General features: G+C 68.9%; 16 protein-coding genes. 12 read left to right on the plus strand and 4 right to left on the minus strand.

The window, feature by feature from the left end; genetic code table 11:
* Positions 1-28: 28 nt before the first annotated feature.
* The 4 genes from AC4D2F_RS01205 to AC4D2F_RS01220 all read left to right on the plus strand — a co-directional run bounded on the left by AC4D2F_RS01205 (position 29) and on the right by AC4D2F_RS01220 (position 5,681).
* Positions 29-1,087 (plus strand): ion channel, encoded by a 1,059-nt coding sequence (locus AC4D2F_RS01205; RefSeq protein ID WP_490909197.1) that lies wholly within the window; start codon positions 29-31, stop codon positions 1,085-1,087.
* Positions 1,088-1,201: 114 nt separating this feature from the next.
* Positions 1,202-2,218 carry a DUF808 domain-containing protein gene (locus AC4D2F_RS01210; RefSeq protein ID WP_104164510.1) on the plus strand — a complete coding sequence of 339 codons (1,017 nt, stop codon included), beginning with the start codon at positions 1,202-1,204 and terminating at the stop codon, positions 2,216-2,218.
* A 749-nt stretch (positions 2,219-2,967) separates the two neighbouring features.
* Positions 2,968-3,741 (plus strand): hypothetical protein, encoded by a 774-nt coding sequence (locus AC4D2F_RS01215; protein ID WP_490909198.1) that lies wholly within the window; start codon positions 2,968-2,970, stop codon positions 3,739-3,741.
* A 206-nt stretch (positions 3,742-3,947) separates the two neighbouring features.
* On the plus strand, positions 3,948-5,681 hold the full coding sequence (locus AC4D2F_RS01220; protein WP_490909199.1) for an ABC-F family ATP-binding cassette domain-containing protein: 1,734 nt from the start codon (positions 3,948-3,950) through the stop codon (positions 5,679-5,681).
* A gap of 12 nt (positions 5,682-5,693) precedes the next feature.
* Here AC4D2F_RS01220 and AC4D2F_RS01225 read toward each other — a convergent pair whose 3' ends face one another.
* Genes AC4D2F_RS01225 through AC4D2F_RS01235 form a run of 3 tightly spaced genes read right to left on the minus strand, consistent with a single transcriptional unit; the run spans position 5,694 to position 8,483 of the window.
* The gene (locus tag AC4D2F_RS01225; protein WP_490909200.1) at positions 5,694-6,575 is read right to left on the minus strand and encodes a ribonuclease Z; all 882 of its coding nucleotides are present in this window, start codon (positions 6,573-6,575) and stop codon (positions 5,694-5,696) included.
* Positions 6,576-6,617: 42 nt separating this feature from the next.
* A complete protein-coding gene (locus AC4D2F_RS01230) occupies positions 6,618-7,283 on the minus strand; it encodes a GAP family protein (protein WP_490909201.1) in 666 nt (221 codons plus the stop codon).
* Positions 7,284-7,322: 39 nt separating this feature from the next.
* Complete coding sequence (locus tag AC4D2F_RS01235; RefSeq protein WP_490909202.1) at positions 7,323-8,483, minus strand: AI-2E family transporter; 1,161 nt, start codon at positions 8,481-8,483, stop codon at positions 7,323-7,325.
* 303 nt (positions 8,484-8,786) lie between these two features.
* On the opposite strand from AC4D2F_RS01235, the gene AC4D2F_RS01240 reads away from it, so the two are divergent.
* A complete protein-coding gene (locus AC4D2F_RS01240; protein WP_490910499.1) occupies positions 8,787-9,614 on the plus strand; it encodes a CPBP family intramembrane glutamic endopeptidase in 828 nt (275 codons plus the stop codon).
* On the opposite strand, the gene AC4D2F_RS01245 is transcribed toward AC4D2F_RS01240, so the two are convergent.
* A complete protein-coding gene (locus AC4D2F_RS01245; RefSeq protein ID WP_490909203.1) occupies positions 9,608-10,567 on the minus strand; it encodes a formylglycine-generating enzyme family protein in 960 nt (319 codons plus the stop codon). The two genes, AC4D2F_RS01240 and AC4D2F_RS01245, sit on opposite strands and share 7 nt — an antisense overlap.
* A 228-nt stretch (positions 10,568-10,795) precedes the next feature.
* Between AC4D2F_RS01245 and AC4D2F_RS01250 the strand changes: the two genes are divergently transcribed.
* The 7 genes from AC4D2F_RS01250 to AC4D2F_RS01280 all read left to right on the plus strand — a co-directional run bounded on the left by AC4D2F_RS01250 (position 10,796) and on the right by AC4D2F_RS01280 (position 17,661).
* Positions 10,796-13,156 (plus strand): sulfatase-like hydrolase/transferase, encoded by a 2,361-nt coding sequence (locus AC4D2F_RS01250; RefSeq protein WP_490909204.1) that lies wholly within the window; start codon positions 10,796-10,798, stop codon positions 13,154-13,156.
* 62 nt (positions 13,157-13,218) lie between these two features.
* Complete coding sequence (locus AC4D2F_RS01255) at positions 13,219-13,509, plus strand: FmdB family zinc ribbon protein (RefSeq protein WP_490909205.1); 291 nt, start codon at positions 13,219-13,221, stop codon at positions 13,507-13,509.
* A 36-nt stretch (positions 13,510-13,545) separates the two neighbouring features.
* Positions 13,546-14,802: a formamidase gene (gene fmdA / locus AC4D2F_RS01260; RefSeq protein ID WP_490909206.1), complete on the plus strand. Its 1,257-nt coding sequence runs from the start codon at positions 13,546-13,548 to the stop codon at positions 14,800-14,802.
* Positions 14,803-14,991: 189 nt separating this feature from the next.
* A complete protein-coding gene (locus tag AC4D2F_RS01265) occupies positions 14,992-15,360 on the plus strand; it encodes a GntR family transcriptional regulator (protein WP_490909207.1) in 369 nt (122 codons plus the stop codon).
* 23 nt (positions 15,361-15,383) lie between these two features.
* Entirely contained in the window at positions 15,384-16,304 is a 921-nt protein-coding gene (locus tag AC4D2F_RS01270) for an ABC transporter ATP-binding protein (RefSeq protein WP_104164528.1), read from the plus strand.
* The gene (locus AC4D2F_RS01275; protein WP_104164530.1) at positions 16,301-17,041 is read left to right on the plus strand and encodes a hypothetical protein; all 741 of its coding nucleotides are present in this window, start codon (positions 16,301-16,303) and stop codon (positions 17,039-17,041) included. The genes AC4D2F_RS01270 and AC4D2F_RS01275 overlap by 4 nt, the downstream gene beginning before the upstream one ends.
* A complete protein-coding gene (locus AC4D2F_RS01280; RefSeq protein WP_490909208.1) occupies positions 17,041-17,661 on the plus strand; it encodes a DNA alkylation repair protein in 621 nt (206 codons plus the stop codon). The genes AC4D2F_RS01275 and AC4D2F_RS01280 overlap by 1 nt, the downstream gene beginning before the upstream one ends.
* The last annotated feature ends 4 nt before the right edge of the window (positions 17,662-17,665 follow it).

Here is a 17,665-nt window from a genome sequence, read left to right on the forward strand (position 1 = left end):
GACTCGTCAGGATGAAGGGGAACACCGAGTGCCATTCGTATTGGTCCGTCTGATCCGGGGCCTCGGGAGGTCACGTGTGTGGGTCCTGCCGGCAAGCATCATTCTCGTGGTGTTCCTCACCAGTTGGCCCCTCATGGCCTGGGCGGAGCCATCCAGCAACCCCCTCACGTCCGTGGCGAACTACTGGTGGTGGTTCCTGGTCACGGCGGCCACTGTCGGATACGGCGACTTCTTCCCGACCTCGGTCGGCGGTCGCCTCGTCGGGGCGTATGTCATCGTTGGTGGCATCGTCACCCTGACCACCCTGTTCACACGGATCGCATCGGCGATCGAGAATGCAAAGGGGCACCGCATGAAGGGCCATCTCAGCTCGGATATGTCGAATCACCTCGTGATCGTGGGCTACACGCCGGGACGCACGGAACGGCTGATCCGCGAGATCATCGCTGATGACGATCACCCGATCACCCTCTGCGCCTGGGAGGAGACACCCGAGAATCCGATGCCCGAGCAATCCCATCTCGGTTTCGTCCGCGGAGATCTTGCGGAGGAGAGTGTGCTGAGACGTGCCGGGGTGCATCAGGCCGCGCGCCTGCTCATCGACGTCCGCGACGACAACGAGGCACTCGCGGTCACCGTCGCTGTCACGCATGTGAATCCCGAGGCGCACACAGTCGTCGCGCTGCGCGATATGAGCCGGGCACACAACTTCTCCTACATCGCCGCCGATGTCCGCTGTGTCCAGTGGCACTCGCCGCGCCTCGCCATCGAAGAGCTGCAGGATCCGGGCATCGCGATCGTCTACGCCGACCTCATGAGCCACGGGGGCCGAAACACCTACAGCACACGCCTGCCCGAAGCGCTCCAACAGATGAACTTCGGACAGGTGCAGGAAGTCCTGGGACGACACTTCACCACCACCGTGCTCGCAGTCCAGCACGAAGGGGCCGTGATCAACCCCGCCTGGGACACGCGACTACCCGGAGACGCTGTCGTGTACTACGTGGGAGAGCGCAGGCTCACCTCCGAGGAGATTGTCGACGCCGTTTCACGGTCCTCCAGGCAACGCGCCACCGCCGTGGACTGAATTCTGCTGCCGCCGAGGGCAGGGGCCGCCCTATACTCTGAGGATGCCGATCACACATCTCGCCCGGGGCCCCTATGTTCAACCGTCCGCCGTCGAGCGGGTCGGGGACGCCCTGTGAGCGGCGGTCTCGTAGCCCTTCTCGACGACGTCGCAGCGATCGCCCGCATCGCGGCCGCCTCCGTGGACGACGTCGCCGCCGGCGCGGCCAAGGCGGGAACGAAGGCCGCGGGCGTGGTCATCGACGACGCCGCCGTCACCCCGCAGTACGTCTCCGGGTCCGAACCGTCCCGTGAGCTGCCGATGATCAAGCGGATCTTCTGGGGCTCGCTCCGGAACAAGCTGCTCATCATCCTGCCGGCGCTGCTGCTCATCAGTACCTTCATCCCCGCGGTGATCCCGTTCATCCTCATGCTGGGCGGCACCTACCTGTGCTACGAAGGTGCCGAGAAGGTCTGGCACAAGCTCCGCGGCCATGCGGCCGAGAAGGCGCCGGCCTCCGCACGCGGGCCGGAGGCGGAGGCGAAGGTCACCAAGGGCGCCATCACCACCGACTTCATCCTGTCCTGCGAGATCATGGTCATCTCGCTGAACGAGGTGTCCAGCGAGTCCATCTGGGCGCGCGCGACGATCCTGGTCGTGGTCGCCATTGCGATCACCGTCCTCGTGTACGGCGCCGTCGCGCTCATCGTGAAGATGGACGACATCGGCCTGCATCTGACCACTAAGGATTCCCCGGGCGCCCAGCGCTTCGGCGAGATGCTCGTCAAGGGGATGCCCGCCGTCCTGGCCGGCATCACCTTCATCGGGACGATCGCCATGCTGTGGGTGGGCGGCCACATCATGCTGCAGGGAGTCTACGATCTCGGGTGGCACCTGCCCTACGACCTCGTCCATGTCCTCGAGTCCCCGTTTGTCGGCATCCCTGTTGCGGGCGGCTTCCTCGCCTGGCTCGTGAACACCCTGTGCTCGGCCATCCTCGGACTCGCGTGGGGGCTCATCGTCATGGCCGTCGTGCACCCGCTGCTCAAGGCGCTGCCGTTCGGCAAGAAGGGCGAGCACGAGGAGGGCACCATCCGCGCCGCCGTCGCCGGGTATCGCCCGGAGAAGAAGAACGCCGACCACACCTCCTAGCCCGGCAGCCTCCGGCCCTCCGAACGCGACCGCGTTCGGAGGGCCGCTGTCGTTAACCGGCTCCAGAACGTCCAAGAAGCCTGCCGTAAATCCTGCGGATCGTGCATGATGAAGCGCAGCTACAGGACGAATGACACGGCGATCCTCGGCGTCGCACCCGGCACGCTGGACGTCAGGCGCGTCCGCGAGTTCCTCCTCTCGGATGCGCCAGACGTCCTGGGGAGCTCCTCGGCCTGCTGGACACCCTCGTGCCGCTGAACGCGGACACCAGGGAACTGGTGGCACCGCGTATGCGCATCATCAGCGAGAGCCCGCCCTGGTGCAGAAGGAGATGGGGGGCTCTCGGGCGTCCACGAGGAGGTCCTGTACCTCAGAATGCGCCGCGCCGACGGACGAGCCGGCCGAGGACACGCGCCGACAGAGCGCGCTGATCGCGCAGCTCGTGCTCGGGATCCTCAGGTACACGCTCGAGCAGGGGGTGCGAGGCCGCCCCCGGCGCCCTCGCACCAATTGGGCGGCCGCCCTCCACGGAACCTGCACAAAGCGCGTTTGTAAAGGTCGAATCGAGATTGCGGTGGGTTCTTCCGTGGGTGCGGGGGCGGGTGGAGGATGAGCCACGTGGGCGCTCCGCGCAGCAGGCTCAGGATTCGCAGACTGCGGTTATTCGACGCTACGGGGTGCTCGCAGCCAGATCGATGCGGATCCGGATCCGGGTCCGTTCCAATCGCACCGTGAAGGATACGAATCCCATGAACAAGATGCGCTTGCTTGCAGTCCCCGCCCTCGCCCTCAGCGCCGTCGCTATGGCAGGGGCACCCGCAATGGCGGCCGATGGAAGCTACTCGTCGACCCTCGGCCAGGTCAACGGCACCACCGGCACCGGCACCGTCACCCTGGACGTCGTCGGTGACCAGGCCACCATCGACCTGCAGGTGTCAGGTCTCGCCGAGACCTTCCAGGGTGCGCCCTACCCCCACGTGCAGCACATTCACGGCGGCGCCGCCGGCGTCTGCCCCACACCGGCGAACGACACCAACGGTGACGGCATCATCAGCGTCACCGAGAGCGCGCCCGGCTACGGTGGCATCCTGGCGACAGTGACGACGTCAGGGCCCACGACTCCTGCCGAAGCCCTGAACCTGCAACTTGCCGGACAGGGCGGTACCTACACCGTCCAGCGCACCTTCACGATCGACGCCGCGACCATGGCGGCACTCGAGAACGGCACGGCGGTCTTCAACGTCCACGGCCTGGACCCGGCCACGACGCCGTCGACCCCGGAGGCGTTCAGCGCTCCCAGCGATCTGGACCCGGCCCTCCCGGCCGGCGCGACCGCGCCCGCGCTGTGCGGGACACTCGTACCGGCCCAGATGGGCTCCATGCCCTCGGGCGGGGCCGACACGGGTGCCGCCGTGGAGTCCACGTCCACCTCCGCCGGGCTGATCGCCCTCGGTGGCGGCGTCCTCCTCGCCGGCGCTGTCGGCGGGACCTACGCGGTGCGCCGCAGCATGGCGAAGGCCTGATCGTCCGCGCCTGAACCGGTGACCGTCGCGGCCTCCTACGGGAGGTCGCGACGGTCACCGGACGGGGGACGCCCGCTGGAGAACCGCGGCCTTGCGCCTCCGGAGCCCTGCGTGCCTATAGTGGTGCCGTGCTCCCCTAGATCCTCGCTCCCTCCTGCGCCCGTGGCTGATGCCCGGCAGGACACCGGCCGACCCCGAGGATCTCCATGACCACTTCCTCCCCGTCCCCGCAGACGACGGCCCACCTCCGCGTGGACGGCGTCTCCAAGAGCTTCGCGGCGCGCCGCGTCCTGACCGATGTGTCCTTCACCGTCGCCGGGGGCCGCACCGGCCTCATCGGCGAGAACGGGTCCGGCAAGACGACCCTGCTGCGCATCATCGCCGGCCTCCTCACGCCCGACGGCGGTACCGTGACCGCGGTACTCCCCGGAGAAGTGCGGCCACGCATCGGCCTGCTGCACCAGGAACCGCCGTTCCCCCCGTTTGTCACGGTCGCGGAGGCGCTCGAGTCCGCCGTCGCCCCCGTGCGCGCCGTGGCGCATGCCGTCTCGACCGCAGGCCTCGCCCTGGCCGGCGCGCCCGAGGATCGGGCGGTCGCCACCGCGTACGCAGCGGCCCTCGAGGCGGCGGAACGCGTCGGCGCGTGGGACATCGACGCGCGGATCGCCGCCGTCGTCGCCGGCCTCGGACTGTCCGCCCTGGCGCCGCACCGGCCGACGGGTGAGCTCTCGGGCGGGGAGCGCTCCCGCCTGTCCCTGGCCTGGCTGCTCCTTAGTACGCCCGATGTGCTGCTTCTGGACGAGCCGACCAACCATCTCGACGATGACGCCGCGTCCTATCTGACGACCCTCCTCGAGGACTGGCGGGGTCCGGTGCTCATCGCGAGCCACGATCGGGCGTTCCTGGACGACGTGGTGACGACCCTCATCGACCTCGACCCCGCCCCACTGCCGCAGGCGGTCGCCGGACCCCTCGTGGCCGACGGCGACGGCACCGGTATCGGCGTCGTCCGGTTCACCGGCACCTACACCGACTACGTGCACGCCCGGCTCGACGCCCGGGAGCGGTGGGAACGTCGCTACCGGGACGAGCAGGCGGAACTGAAACGGCTCCGTGCCACCGTGTCGGACAGCCACCTGGTGGGCCACGAGGACTGGAAGCCGCGCTCCGAAGGACGCGCCAGCGCCAAGTTCTATTCCGACCGCAATGCGAAGGCCGTGTCCCGCAGGGTCGACGACGCCACGTCCCGGCTCGTGTCCCTCGAGGGTCGGCAGATCCGCAGGCCGCCCGAGGAGTTGCGGTTCCAGGGGCTCACCGCGGCCGGTGCACCCGCGACACCGGAAGGAGCGCCGCCCGTCCTCACCACGACGGAGGCCGCCGTGCACGGTCGCCTCGCCGCCACGTCCCTGGTACTCGGCGCGGGGGAGAAGTGGCTCGTCACGGGACCCAACGGGTCCGGGAAGTCCACCCTCCTCCGCCTCCTGGCCCGCGACCTCCCCCCGACCTCCGGGACGGTGAGTACGGCGCCGGCGCTGCGCATCGGCCTGCTCGCCCAGGACGTCGACCTCCCCGACCCCCACAACCGCGGACCCGGGCGCACTGCGCTGCAGACCTACGACGACGCCGTCGGGCCGGTCGGCGAGCAGATCCCGCTGCGGACCTTCGGGCTCGTCCACCCGCGGGACGAGGACCGGCCTGTCGCCGTGCTGAGCGTCGGCCAGCAGCGCCGGCTTGCCCTCGCGATCATCCTGGCCGGCCCTCCTGACATCCTGCTCCTCGACGAGCCCACCAACCACTTCTCCCTGCTGCTGGCCACCAAGTTCGAGGCCCTGATCCCCGGCTATCCGGGCGCGGTCGTCGTCGCCTCGCACGACCGGTGGCTCCGGCGCACCTGGCGGGGCAGGCGCCTTCAGCTCACCGCCCCCGAAGCAGTGCGCTGACCACGACCCCCGTCAGTGGCGCACCGGGAACGGGACGCGGTCGAGGTCCGACGCCGCGATCACCGTCGCCGTGCCGGCCGTGGCTCGCGCCTGAGCGGCCAGCAGCCCGACGTCGTCGTACCGGGAGGAGAAGTGCGTCAGCACCAGCGTGACCGCGCCGCCGGAACCGGCGAGGGAACCCGCCTGCCCTGCGGTGAGGTGCAGGTACCGCGCGGCGAGCGGGGCGTCGTCGTCGCTGAAGGTGCTCTCGGTGACCAGGAGATCGGCGCCGTCGGCGAGCGCGGACGCGCCGTCGCACAGCGCGGTGTCCATGACGAAGGCGAAGCGGCGCCCGGGCCGGTGCACGCTGACGTCGTCCAGCCTCACGGCGCCGAGGCGTCCCTCGCGCTGCAGGCGCCCGACGTCGGGCCCGGCGATGCCGGCGGCCGCGAGCCGGTCCGTCAGGAACGTCCGCCCGTCCGGCTCGGTGGCGCGGTAGCCGTACGCCTCGACGCGGTGACGCAGCGTCTCGACCGCCAGCCCGGGGGCGATCTCCCCGGCCGCACCGTGGGGGTGCAGGCGCAGGTCGATGCCCGGCGTGGCGAGGAGGACCAGGGCGCGCACCACGTCCTCACCGGACGCCGGGTAGTGGAGGTGCACCGGGTGGTCGACGCCGTCCAGCACCATGCGCGAGAGGACACCGGGCAGCCCGAAGCAGTGGTCCCCGTGGACATGGGTGATGCAGATGCGGTCGATCCTCGACGCCGCCAGGCCGGCATGGATCAGTTGCCGCTGCGTGCCCTCACCGGGATCGAAGAGGATCCCCTCCTGCTCCCACTGCAGGAAGTAGCCGTTGTGGTTGCGGGTCCGGGTGGGCGCCTGGGAGGACGTACCTAGGACGACGAGCTCTCGCATGCCCTCAGTCTCGCACCGGGACGGTGGACGGGGGCAGGAGCGTCAGAGCCGCGCGATCCCCAGGCCTGCGATGAACACCCCGGCGACCAGGAGCGTGATGCCCGTGATCGTCTGGCTGTGGTGCTGCAGCCACAGGTCCAGGCGGGTCAGTAACGCGTCCGCACGCTCGGGCCGTCGCATCCGCAGGACGATCGGGACGACGATCTCCGACTGGGCGATCAGGACGTACGCGAGGACGACCAACGTGCCGGCGAGCGGCCCGAGGCCCTGGAGGCCGATGAGTGTGCCTGCGGTCAGGGACAGGAGTATCGCCTTGGGGCGCAGATTCAGGGCCAACCCCAGGACGAGGAACTCCCAGGGACGGGCCGAACCGACCCGGGTCCGCATCCTGCCCCGGGCCGCGCTGTCGGTTCTGCGGGTGTGTGCGAGGAGATAGATGCCGTAGCCGATCAAGGCGGCCGCCACGACCAGGCCGACCAGTGCCACCTTCACATTCTGGTCAGGGCCCTCCCGGACCGGCAGGAATCGCAGGCCGACCGCAGCACCGCCTACCAGCAGGAGGGCTCCGGCGAAGCTCCCGATGAGGAAGGACCACGCACCGCGAAGGGCGTTGGACGAGAGGAGGATGATGATGGTGACACTGGCTGGCACTGTGCTCATCGTCCCCGCGAAGGCGACGGGCAGCAGGCTGATCAGGAGGCTCAGCATCCGGGGCTCACGGGGCATCCGGGCCGGAGCCGGGGGATGTCATGCCTGCTCCTCGCGTGGGGCGGAGGGCCTCGTCCTCCGCTGGGTCCGCTGGGCCCGCCGGGTGCGCGTCTCGCTGTCTTCGTTCTCGAGGATCTCCTTCAGATCGGATCTGTCTCCGGTCAGAGCCCTTCGCCATGCCATCGACGGGTCCGCGTCGATGAGGACCGCCCGGACCAGCAGGGTCAGCGGTACGGCCAGAATGGCACCCATCGGGCCCAGGACCACGGCCCAGAAGAGGACGGAGACGAAGGTCAGGGTCTCGCTGAGGGACACCACATCACCGATGTACTTGGGCTGGATGATGGACTGGATGGCCCCGTTGATGACGCCGTAGACGATGATGACGCCGATGACGGTCGGCCAGCCCCCACTGAGGAATCCGAAGAACAGTGGAGGGATGATGGCGATGAAGTAGCCGACGTTGGGGATGAAGCTGCAGATGAAGGAGAGCAGGCCCCACAGGACGGCGCCCGGGACCTGGAGGAGGACGAGCGCCAGCCAGTTGAATGCACCCTGGGCAACACCGAGCACCGTCGTCGCGACCATGTATCGGCGCGCGCCGGCCGCGAATCCCACGAGCGCGGAGACCAGCGCCGGGCGGTGGGGGGTCAGGTAGGTGAGGAGCGCCGGCACCCGGGACCCGTCGAACGCCATGAGGATCAGCAGGGTCAGGAGCACCACGAGACCGCTCACCACGCTCGTGATGCCGCCCAGCAGGCCGCTGACGAACCCGATGATGCGCTCCGGCGTGAACCCCTCCTCGCCTGCGTCCGCCTGGTCCGCACCGAATCCCGCCGACGCCAGCAGCTCGGAGACGGCGACTCCCACCTGCTCCAGTTGCGCCGCGTACCGGGGCAGGAGGGCGGAGAACTGTACGAGGGCCAGGACCAGGACCACCGCGAAGGCGAGGACGAGGGCAAGGACGGCAGCGATCGACGCGGCAGTGGCGATTCCCCGCGGGTATCCCCGCCGGCTCATCCTGCTACGGAGCGGGTGGACGCACAGCGTGAGGACGAACGCCAGGAACGCCGGGACGAAGACATCCCTCATGGCGGCGATCCCGAACGCGGCCGCGGTCGCTCCGCCGAGGGCGAGCAGGACGGTGGTGCTGCGCGGGAGGCCTGATCGTGGATCGGCAGCGGGCGGGTCCGGCACCATGGGATCTCTTTCTCCTGAAGGGATGCGGTGGGTCTGGCCTTCATTGTGGGCGCGGGAGAAGGCGGGGGGTCTCACCTCCCATGGATGAGACAGGGAATCGGCCATTGACATGGCGCCCGGATCGGCGGGGCTGTGCCTCCGGCGGGCCCGGCTCTGGACCGACCGGCGGACCCGGGAAAGAATGGGGATCGTGTCCGCACACGCGCCGGCAGGACGTCGGCGGGCTCACCGACCGGGCACGACGTCGAAGGAGTGCCCATCGTGGAGTACGCAGCAGCACCGGACGCGCCTCCGCCCGGCGCCATGCTCACGGCGACCCGCTCGTGGAAGCAGGGCTCGTGGCACACCCCCTCCCGGGCCCTGCTCCCGGCCGCCCTGGTGTCCCTCGCCGGCTTCGTCCTGCTCGTGCTCCACCAGCCACTGGCCGGGTACGGGCTGCTGGCCGCGGCGCTCGCGGTGGCCGCCGCCGTCGACCGCGCCCTGTTCCGGGACCTGGCGCTCATCGCCTTCGGTATCACCGTGATGACCTTCGTGCCCATCACCACGGACATCAGCATGGGGCACATGGTGGTCATGGGTTCGGCGATGATCCTCGCCGTCGGCGTGCCCTATACCGTCTCGCGCTTCGTGTACCGCGATCATGCGGTCACCTTCCCCTTGCGGACCGGCGAGCCCTGGACCCGCACGGAGAAGTGGTACCTGCCCGTCGTCGTCGTGATGGGCTATGCCCTGCTGCCCTTCTACATGATCAGCACCGGCGTCTACACGAACTGGCCGGCGGCGTCGGAACCGGCGGAGATCGCCCGCCTGTTCGTCGGCACCAACGGGCTCGGGATCTGGGACGAGCTGTTCTTCATCTGCACGGTCTTCGCGCTCCTGCGCCGGCACCTGCCCATGGTGCAGGCCAACGTGCTGCAGGCGGTCCTCTTCACCTCGTTCCTGTGGGAGCTGGGCTTCAGGGCGTGGGCGCCGCTGTTCATCGTCCCGTTCGCGCTCCTGCAGGCCTTCATCTTCACCCGGACGCGCTCGCTGTCCTACATCATCTGTGTGCACCTCCTGTTCGACTTCGTGCTGTTCCTCGTCCTCCTCCACGCGCACAACCGGGCGTGGTTCGACATCTTCGTCTACTGAGGGTGGGTCGCGGAGTCTCCGAGCGACCGTGCGCACCGGAAGCCGATGTGCGAGGTCGCCGTGTCCTCGGTCTGGGGGGAGCGGGCGGCCGGGCGGTAGCGCAGGCAGTATTCCGGAGCGCAGAGGTGTGAGCCTCCCTTGAGGACGCGGCGTGGGGTGCCGGACCCGGGCTCCGCGCTTTCGGCGGCCCGGTCCCGGTGCGGAGTACACGCGCAGCCGCTGACCTGGTGGGTCGCTGCCGCCTCCACCGTGTCGTGGCGGGCCGAGTAGTAGGTGCTGGTCCATTCCCAGACGTTCCCGATCATGTCGAGGAGCCCGTACCCGTTCGCGGGGAACGTCCCGACGGGGGAGGTTCCCCTCCACCCGTTCGCTCCCGTCCGAAGGTACGGGAACCGTCCCTGCCACGTGTTGGCCATCAGCACACCGTCCGGCCTGACCTCGTTCCCCCACGCATAGGTGAACGCGTCGGACAGTCCGCCCCGGGCGGCGAACTCCCATTCCGCTTCCTCCGGGAGCCGTTTGCCGGCCCAGGCCGCATAGGCGCCGGCGTCGGTGAAGGACACCTGCACGACCGGGTGGTCCTCCTTGCCGTCGATGGAGGATCCGGGCCCCAGCGGCCGCTGCCAGCACGCACCCGGGACCCAGCGCCACCACTGTCTCCAGTCGCCCAGGTCCACCGGGCCGGGTGACGGGGTGAAGACCAACCCGCCCGGGGCCAGGTCACGGGGGGAGAGGCCGGGGAACTCGACCGGGTCCAGCGGCCGCTCGGCCACGGTCACGTACCCCGTTGCCGCAACGAACTCGGCGAATTCCGCGGTGGTCACGGGACGTTCATCCAGCTCGAAGGGTGGCACGCGGACCCGGTGTGCGGGGCCCTCGTCGGCGTAGAACTCCTCCGATCCCATGCGGAACTCGCCGGCCGGAATGTGCAGCATCGTCGGAGTCACAGGCATACCGGGCGTCATCCTTCCCGTTCCGCAGGGGCCGGCCGCTCCGTCAGGTGGGGACCGGATGCTCGTCACTGGCCATGGCGGGACCGATGCTACCCGCTGTCGCACCATCCCTCCAGAGGCCGTCCGACGCCCACGGTCGAGGGTTCATTCCTTTGGGGTGAGGCGGAGGCCGGCCGGTCGGGGCAGGGTGAGTGAGCGAGCCCGCAGACCACCACCCCGAGGAGTCCCATGTCCATCACGGAGTACAACCCAGGCGACCGCTTCCCGGGCGTGATCGGGCGGACCATCGAGGAGTCGAAGCAGGCCTGGCCCGCTCCTCAACGGGCTCCCGAAGGAGCGCCGAATGTGTTGCTCGTCGTCCTCGACGACGTCGGCTATGGGCAGATCTCCTGCTTCGGCGGGCTGGTGGAGACACCGAACATCGACCGCGTGGCGGCGAACGGTCTGCGGTACGCAAATATGCACACCACGGCACTGTGTTCACCGAGTCGGTCGTGCATCCTGACCGGCCGCAACCATCATTCCAATGGAGTTGCCAGCATCATGGAGCTGGCCACCGGCTTCCCCGGCTACGACGGCCGGATGCCGTTCGAGAACGGCATGCTGCCGGAGATGTTGATCGACCACGGCTACAACACGTTCTGCGTGGGAAAGTGGCATCTGTCGCCGTCGGAGGACAATTCCCCGGCCGGGCCGTTCCACCGCCGGCCTCTCGGGCGGGGATTCGAGCGCTATTACGGGTTCCTCGGCGGTGAGACCAACCAGTGGTATCCGGATCTCACGCAGGACAACGCGTCGGTCCAGCAGCCGCGGCTGCCCGAGGACGGTTACCACTTGAGCGAGGACCTGGCGGACCAGGCGATCAGGATGATCCTGGACAGCGAGGCCAACGCGCCGGACAAGCCGTTCTTCATGTATTACGCCCCCGGTGCGGGCCACGCCCCGCACCACGTGCCGAAGGACTGGGCGGACCGGTACCGCGGCCGGTTCGACGAGGGGTGGGACGCGTACCGGGAAACGGTGTTCGCCCGCCAGAAGGAGATCGGCCTGTTCCCGGCCGACGCCGAACTGTCCCCCCGTGACCCTGATGTCCCGGAGTGGAACTCGCTGAACGACGACGAGCGTCGGTTGTACGCCCGGATGATGGAGGTCTACGCCGGTTTCGTCTCGCATGCGGACCACCACTTCGGACGCGTGCTGGACACTCTCCAGCAGATCGGCGAGCTCGAGAACACGCTGGTCATGGTCATCTCGGACAACGGTGCCTCGGCCGAAGGCGGCGTGACAGGCTCCTTCAACGAGATGCTGTTCTTCAACCAGGTCCCCGAGAACTTCGAGGACAACCTTGCGATGATCGACGAACTGGGCGGCACCCGGGCCTACAACCACTATCCGTGGGGATGGACGTGGGCGGGCAACACGCCGTTCCGCCGCTGGAAGCGGGAGACGTACCGTGGTGGGGCGACCGACCCGTTCGTCGTCGCCTGGCCGGCGAGGATCGCGGCACGCGGCGAAGTCCGCAGCCAGTACGCCCACGCGATCGACCTGGTCCCCACGGTCCTCGACGCCCTGCGTTTCGAGCCGCCGGCCGCCGTGCGCGGAGTTCCCCAGGCCCCGATCGAGGGGGTCAGCTTCGCCCGTTCCTTCGACACGGCGGATGCGCCGACCGGCCACACCACGCAGTACTTCGAGATGTTCGGCCACCGGGCGATCTATCACGACGGGTGGCGGGCCGTGTGTCCCTGGCCGGGACCGAATTACACGGAGGCCGCAGCCGCGGGACGCCGGATGGGCGGGCTGATCACCCCGGAGGTCCTCGAGCAGCTCGACGCGAGCGGATGGGAGCTCTACGACATCACGGAGGATCCCACCGAGTCGTCCAACATCGCTGCCGAGCACCCGGACCGACTGCGACACCTGATTGCCCTGTGGTGGGAGGAAGCCGAGAAGTACAAGGTCCTGCCTCTGGACGGCTCGCTCCAGGAACGCCTGACGACCGAGCGTCCGCAGACATCGAGGCCCCGCAGCCGCTTCACCTATCACCCGCACACCTCGCTGGTCCCTGCTTTCGCGGCCCCGCCGGTCCTCAACCGACCCCATTCCATCGAGGCCGACGTCGACATCCCCACCGATGGCACCAGCGGCGTCCTCATCGCCCAGGGTGGGGATGCCGGTGGGTACACCTTCTTCATGGACGACGGACGCCTGCGGTACGTGTACAACTACGTCGGCCGCGAACGGTTCGAGGTGTCCTCCTCCGAGCCGCTGTCCCCGGGACGGCATGTCCTCCGCTACGAGTTCGAGCCCACGGGCCGGCCCGACTTCACGGTGGGCAAAGGAACACCCGGACGCGCCCAGCTCTACATCGACGGCACTCTGGTCGGGAACGCGGACTTCCCCTACACCACGCCGCTCCTCTTCGAACTCGAAGGCCTCAGTTGCGGGTACGACTTCGGCGCCCCGGCAGCCAAGCACTATTCGCCACCGTTCAGCTTCACGGGCGCGATCCACTCGGTCACGATCGAGGTCTCCGGCGAGCTGATCCGTGACAACGACGCCGACATAGCCCGGCTGATGGCGCAGCAATGAGACAGGAGTGCAGGCTCGCGCCCGGCGAGAGCACGTCCTGCGGACCCGGGACGGTGCACTGAATGCCGATCTACGAGTACCGCTGCCCTCGATGTGAGGTGTACGAGGTCATCCGCGGCATGGGGGAGGCTCCTGCGGAGGATGCCTGCCCGACCTGCGGGCAGCAGGCCCGGCGGAAGATCAGTGCACCCCATGTCTCCAGGACGGGAACTCCGGCCTTCCAGCTGATCGACTCGACCATGCGCAGTGCGTCGGATCCCCGGGTGGTCTCCAAGGCGCTCCCGTCCACGGGCACGAACGCCGGCCCCGCCTACTCGTCGAATCCGCTGCACCAGAAATTGCCGCGCCCCTAGTCATGGAGCGCGGCGCGACTCATCAAAGGAGATGAAATGCCTGACGTGATATTCCCCCTCGATTCGAGCAGGAAGTTCGAGGACCAGGAGAAGATCGGACACAACCGGTGGCACCCCGAGATTCCCCCGGTGGCCACGGTGAAGCCGGGAGACTCCTTCAGGGTCCATTGCCGGGAATGGTTCGACGGCGCCATCGTCAACGACGATTCCGCCGACGACATCCTGAACGCGCCGCTGCTCACCGTCCACAAACTCAGCGGCCCCTTCGCCGTGGAAGGGGCGAAGCCCGGGGACCTCCTCGTCGTCGACATCCAGGATGTCGGGCCGATCCCGCAGGAGGATTCGGGGCCACTGGCAGGGCAGGGGTGGGGGTATACCGGCATCTTCTCGCGGAACAACGGCGGCGGGTTCCTGACCGAGCAGTTCCCGGACGCCTACAAGGCCATCTGGGACTTCACCGGGCAGGTGGCGACCTCGCGCCATGTGCCGGAGGTGTCCTACGTCGGGCTCATCCACCCGGGCCTGATGGGAACCGCGCCCTCCGCCGAGCTGCTGGCCAAATGGAACAAGCGCGAAGGGGACCTGATCGCCACGGACCCCACTCGGGTTCCCCCGCTGGCGTTGCCACCTGAGCCACGGGAGGCCCTGCTCGGGAGCCTGCCGGCGGCGGACTTCGACCGGGTGGCGGGGGAGGCCGCCCGCACGGCGCCGCCCCGGGAGAACGGCGGCAACCAGGACATCAAGAACCTGTCGAAGGGCTCCCGGATCTTCTACCCCGTGTTCGTGGACGGCGCGAACCTGTCCCTGGGCGATCTCCACTTCTCGCAGGGCGATGGTGAGATCACCTTCTGCGGTGCGATCGAGATGGGCGGCTTCATCGACCTCCGGGTCGACATCATCAGGGGCGGCATGGACACCTACGGCGTGAGCGAGAACGCCATCTTCATGCCCGGCATCGTCGACCCCCGGTACAGCGAATGGATCGCCTTCTCGGGCACGTCCGTGACCCTCGACGGCAGGCAGCACTACCTCGATTCGCACCTGTCCTACCAGCGGGCCTGCCTGCACGCGATCGACTACCTGACGAAGTTCGGCTACAGCCCCGAGCAGGCCTACCTGCTGCTGGGATCGGCGCCGATCGAGGGCCGACTGTCGGGCGTGGTGGACATCCCGAACTCCTGCTCCACCGTGTACATCCCGATGGCGATCTTCGACTTCGACGTTCGACCCTCCGCCGCCGGCCCGCACAGGATCGACGCCGGTATGGGCGCGCCGAGATCGACCAACACCTAGGCCCGTCATCTCCCGCCTGCGCCGGTGGGGCCGTCCGGGTCGGCCTCACCGGTGCAGGCGCGCGCCCTCGCGTGCTTCCCTGCATCGATCCGGCCTGTTGCGCAGGGTCCCAGCACCATCGACCCTTGACGTCGGCCGACCGTTACGGTTAACTAGTTAAGTAACTAACCAGCTGACCCGGAGGCCGCGGTGATCGAGGAAGGCAAACCGCTGTTCGTGCAGATCGCCGAGCAGGTCGGGGATTCGATCGTGGACGGGAGCATCGCCGAGGAGGCGCAGGCCCCGTCGACGAACGAACTCGCCGCCTTCTACCGCATCAATCCGGCGACCGCGGCGAAGGGGGTGAACATGCTCGTGGACAAGGGAGTGCTCTACAAGCGCCGGGGGATCGGCATGTTCGTCGCCGCCGGTGCCCGCGACCTGCTGCTCAGGGAGCGCCGCAACGACTTCGCCCTGCGGTACGTCCAACCCCTCCTTGCCGAGGCGCGCAGGATCGGGCTCGAACCCGACAACGTCGTGAGCCTCATCCGAGCCGGCGCAGAGCCGGCGACCCCGTAAGGGCAATCGAATCGAAGGACATCATGGACTCTGTCATCGAGGTCCGGAACCTCACGAAACGCTACAAGGACGTCCTCGCCCTCGACGACGTCGGCTTCGACATCCGGAAGGACACCATCTACGGCTTCCTGGGCCGCAACGGCGCCGGCAAGACCACCGCGATGTCGATTCTCACGGCGCAGAACCTCCCGTCGAGCGGACAGGTCCGCGTCTTCGGTGAGGATCCCTACGAGAACGCACGGGTGCTCAGCCGCATGTGCTTCGTGCGTGAGAGCCAGAAGTACCCGGACGACGCCACATCCCGGCACGCCCTCGCCTCCGCCCGCCTGTTCTTCCCGCGGTGGGACCAGGAGCTCGCCGACGACCTGGTGGAGGAGTTCCAGCTGCCGCTCAAGCGCACCATCAAGAAGCTCTCGCGCGGGCAGCTCTCGGCCGTCGGCGTCATCATCGGCCTGGCGTCCCGCGCGGAGATCACCTTCTTCGACGAGCCGTACCTCGGTCTCGACGCCGTCGCCCGCCAGATCTTCTACGACCGCCTGCTCACGGACTACGCCGAGCATCCGCGGACCGTGGTCCTGTCCAGCCACCTCATCGACGAGGTCTCGAACCTCATCGAACGCGTGCTCGTGATCGATGGCGGGCGCATCATCATGGACGAGTCCACGGAAGATGCCCGCGCGCTGGCCACGAACGTCGTCGGCGATGCCGCCACCGTCGAGAGGGCTCTCCACGGCCGCGAGGTCATCCACCGCGAGAGCCTCGGCCGCGTGGCCTCCGTGACGTTCCTCGGACGGCTCGACGCCGCCGAGCGCGACGCGCTCGCCTCCGCGGGCATCGACCTCGCGCCCGTCTCCCTCCAGCAGCTCATCGTCCGCCTCACCCAGCAGAGAACCCCTGGCCGCGACGCATTCGCCGCGGCTGCGCAGGAAGGAAGCCTCCGATGACCACCCTCGAGTCCGGCAGCGCCACCCGCCCTGCCGTCCTGCGCAACCGCACGCGCAACGTGGTCCGCCTGCAGTTCGTCAACACGCAGACGTTCCTCTGGGTGCCGGCCCTCGTCCTGGGCGGTGCTTGGGTCCTGACGATGCTCATCTACTGGATCCTCCAGAACGCGGGGGTCACCGGGGTCAAGACCGGCGGGGGTTCTCAGGCCCCGCTGTGGTATTTCCTCGTGGTCGGCATCCAGGCCATGACCATGACCTTCCCCTTCTCGCAGGCGATGAGCCTGACGCGCCGGGAGTTCTACGTCGGCTCCCTCGCGGCGGCTGCGGTCAGCGGACTGGGGATGTCGCTGGTGTTCGTGCTGCTCGGTCTGGTCGAACGGGCCACGGAGGGCTACGGCATGAACGGCTACTTCGCCTACCTGGACTGGCTGTGGGAGGGGGGACCGCTCGCGGCGGGCCTGACGTACTTCGTGCTGACCATGCTGTTCTTCATCGTCGGCTTCTGGTCCGCCACCATCTACAAGCGGTACGGCACAGCAGTGCTCACGACCGTCCTGATCGGTATCGGCCTCGCGCTCGTGGGTGTGGTGGCCCTCGTGACGTGGCAGCAGGCCTGGCCGGCGGTGGGGCAGTGGGTCCTCGACACCGGATCGCTCGGACTGACCCTGTGGGCGATCGCCGTGTGTGTGCTGCTCGCCGCCGGGTCCTACCTCACGCTGCGCAGGATGCCCGCCTGATGAGTACGCCCTCCGACGCCGCCGCCTTCATCGACGACACCCTCCAGTACGAGAGTTCATGGGAGCGCGCCGAGGACTACGAGCGGCGCTTCGGGGCGGGCCTGGAGTACTACGGGGCCTCCATCGGCGCAGTCCGCGGAACCGTCCGCAGCGCGGAACGTCGGTATCCGGATCTCGGGCACGACGGCCTCACCGCCCTCGCCTCCGACCTCTGGTCCCGCCCCGTGTTCGAGCGCCGCCTGGCAGCCGTGGTCCTGCTGCAATCGGCGGTCCGGCTGCTACGCCACTCCGACCTCACGCGGATCGAGGGCTTCCTCCGCTCGGCGTCGCTGCCCGATCTCGCGGACCCGCTCGCGGTGGACGTCGTCGGACCGATGCTCGTGCGGCTGAGCGGACCGGACGCCGTCCGGGCCGCGTCCGTCCTGGACCGGTGGGCGGCCGGGCAGGATGCCGCCCTGCGCCGGGCCGCGGTCCTCGCCCATCTGCCGGCGTTCCGGGCGGGCCAGGGCGACGACGCCTCGTTCCGCCGGACGGTCCGCCTCGTCTCCGGCGCCGGGCAGGGCCGCGTGCCCGCAGTGGAGGACGCCATCGATCTGGTGCGGGGCAGCGGCGCGGTCTGAGGGT

It is taken from the genome of Arthrobacter sp. TJ-263 (genome assembly GCF_058269155.1).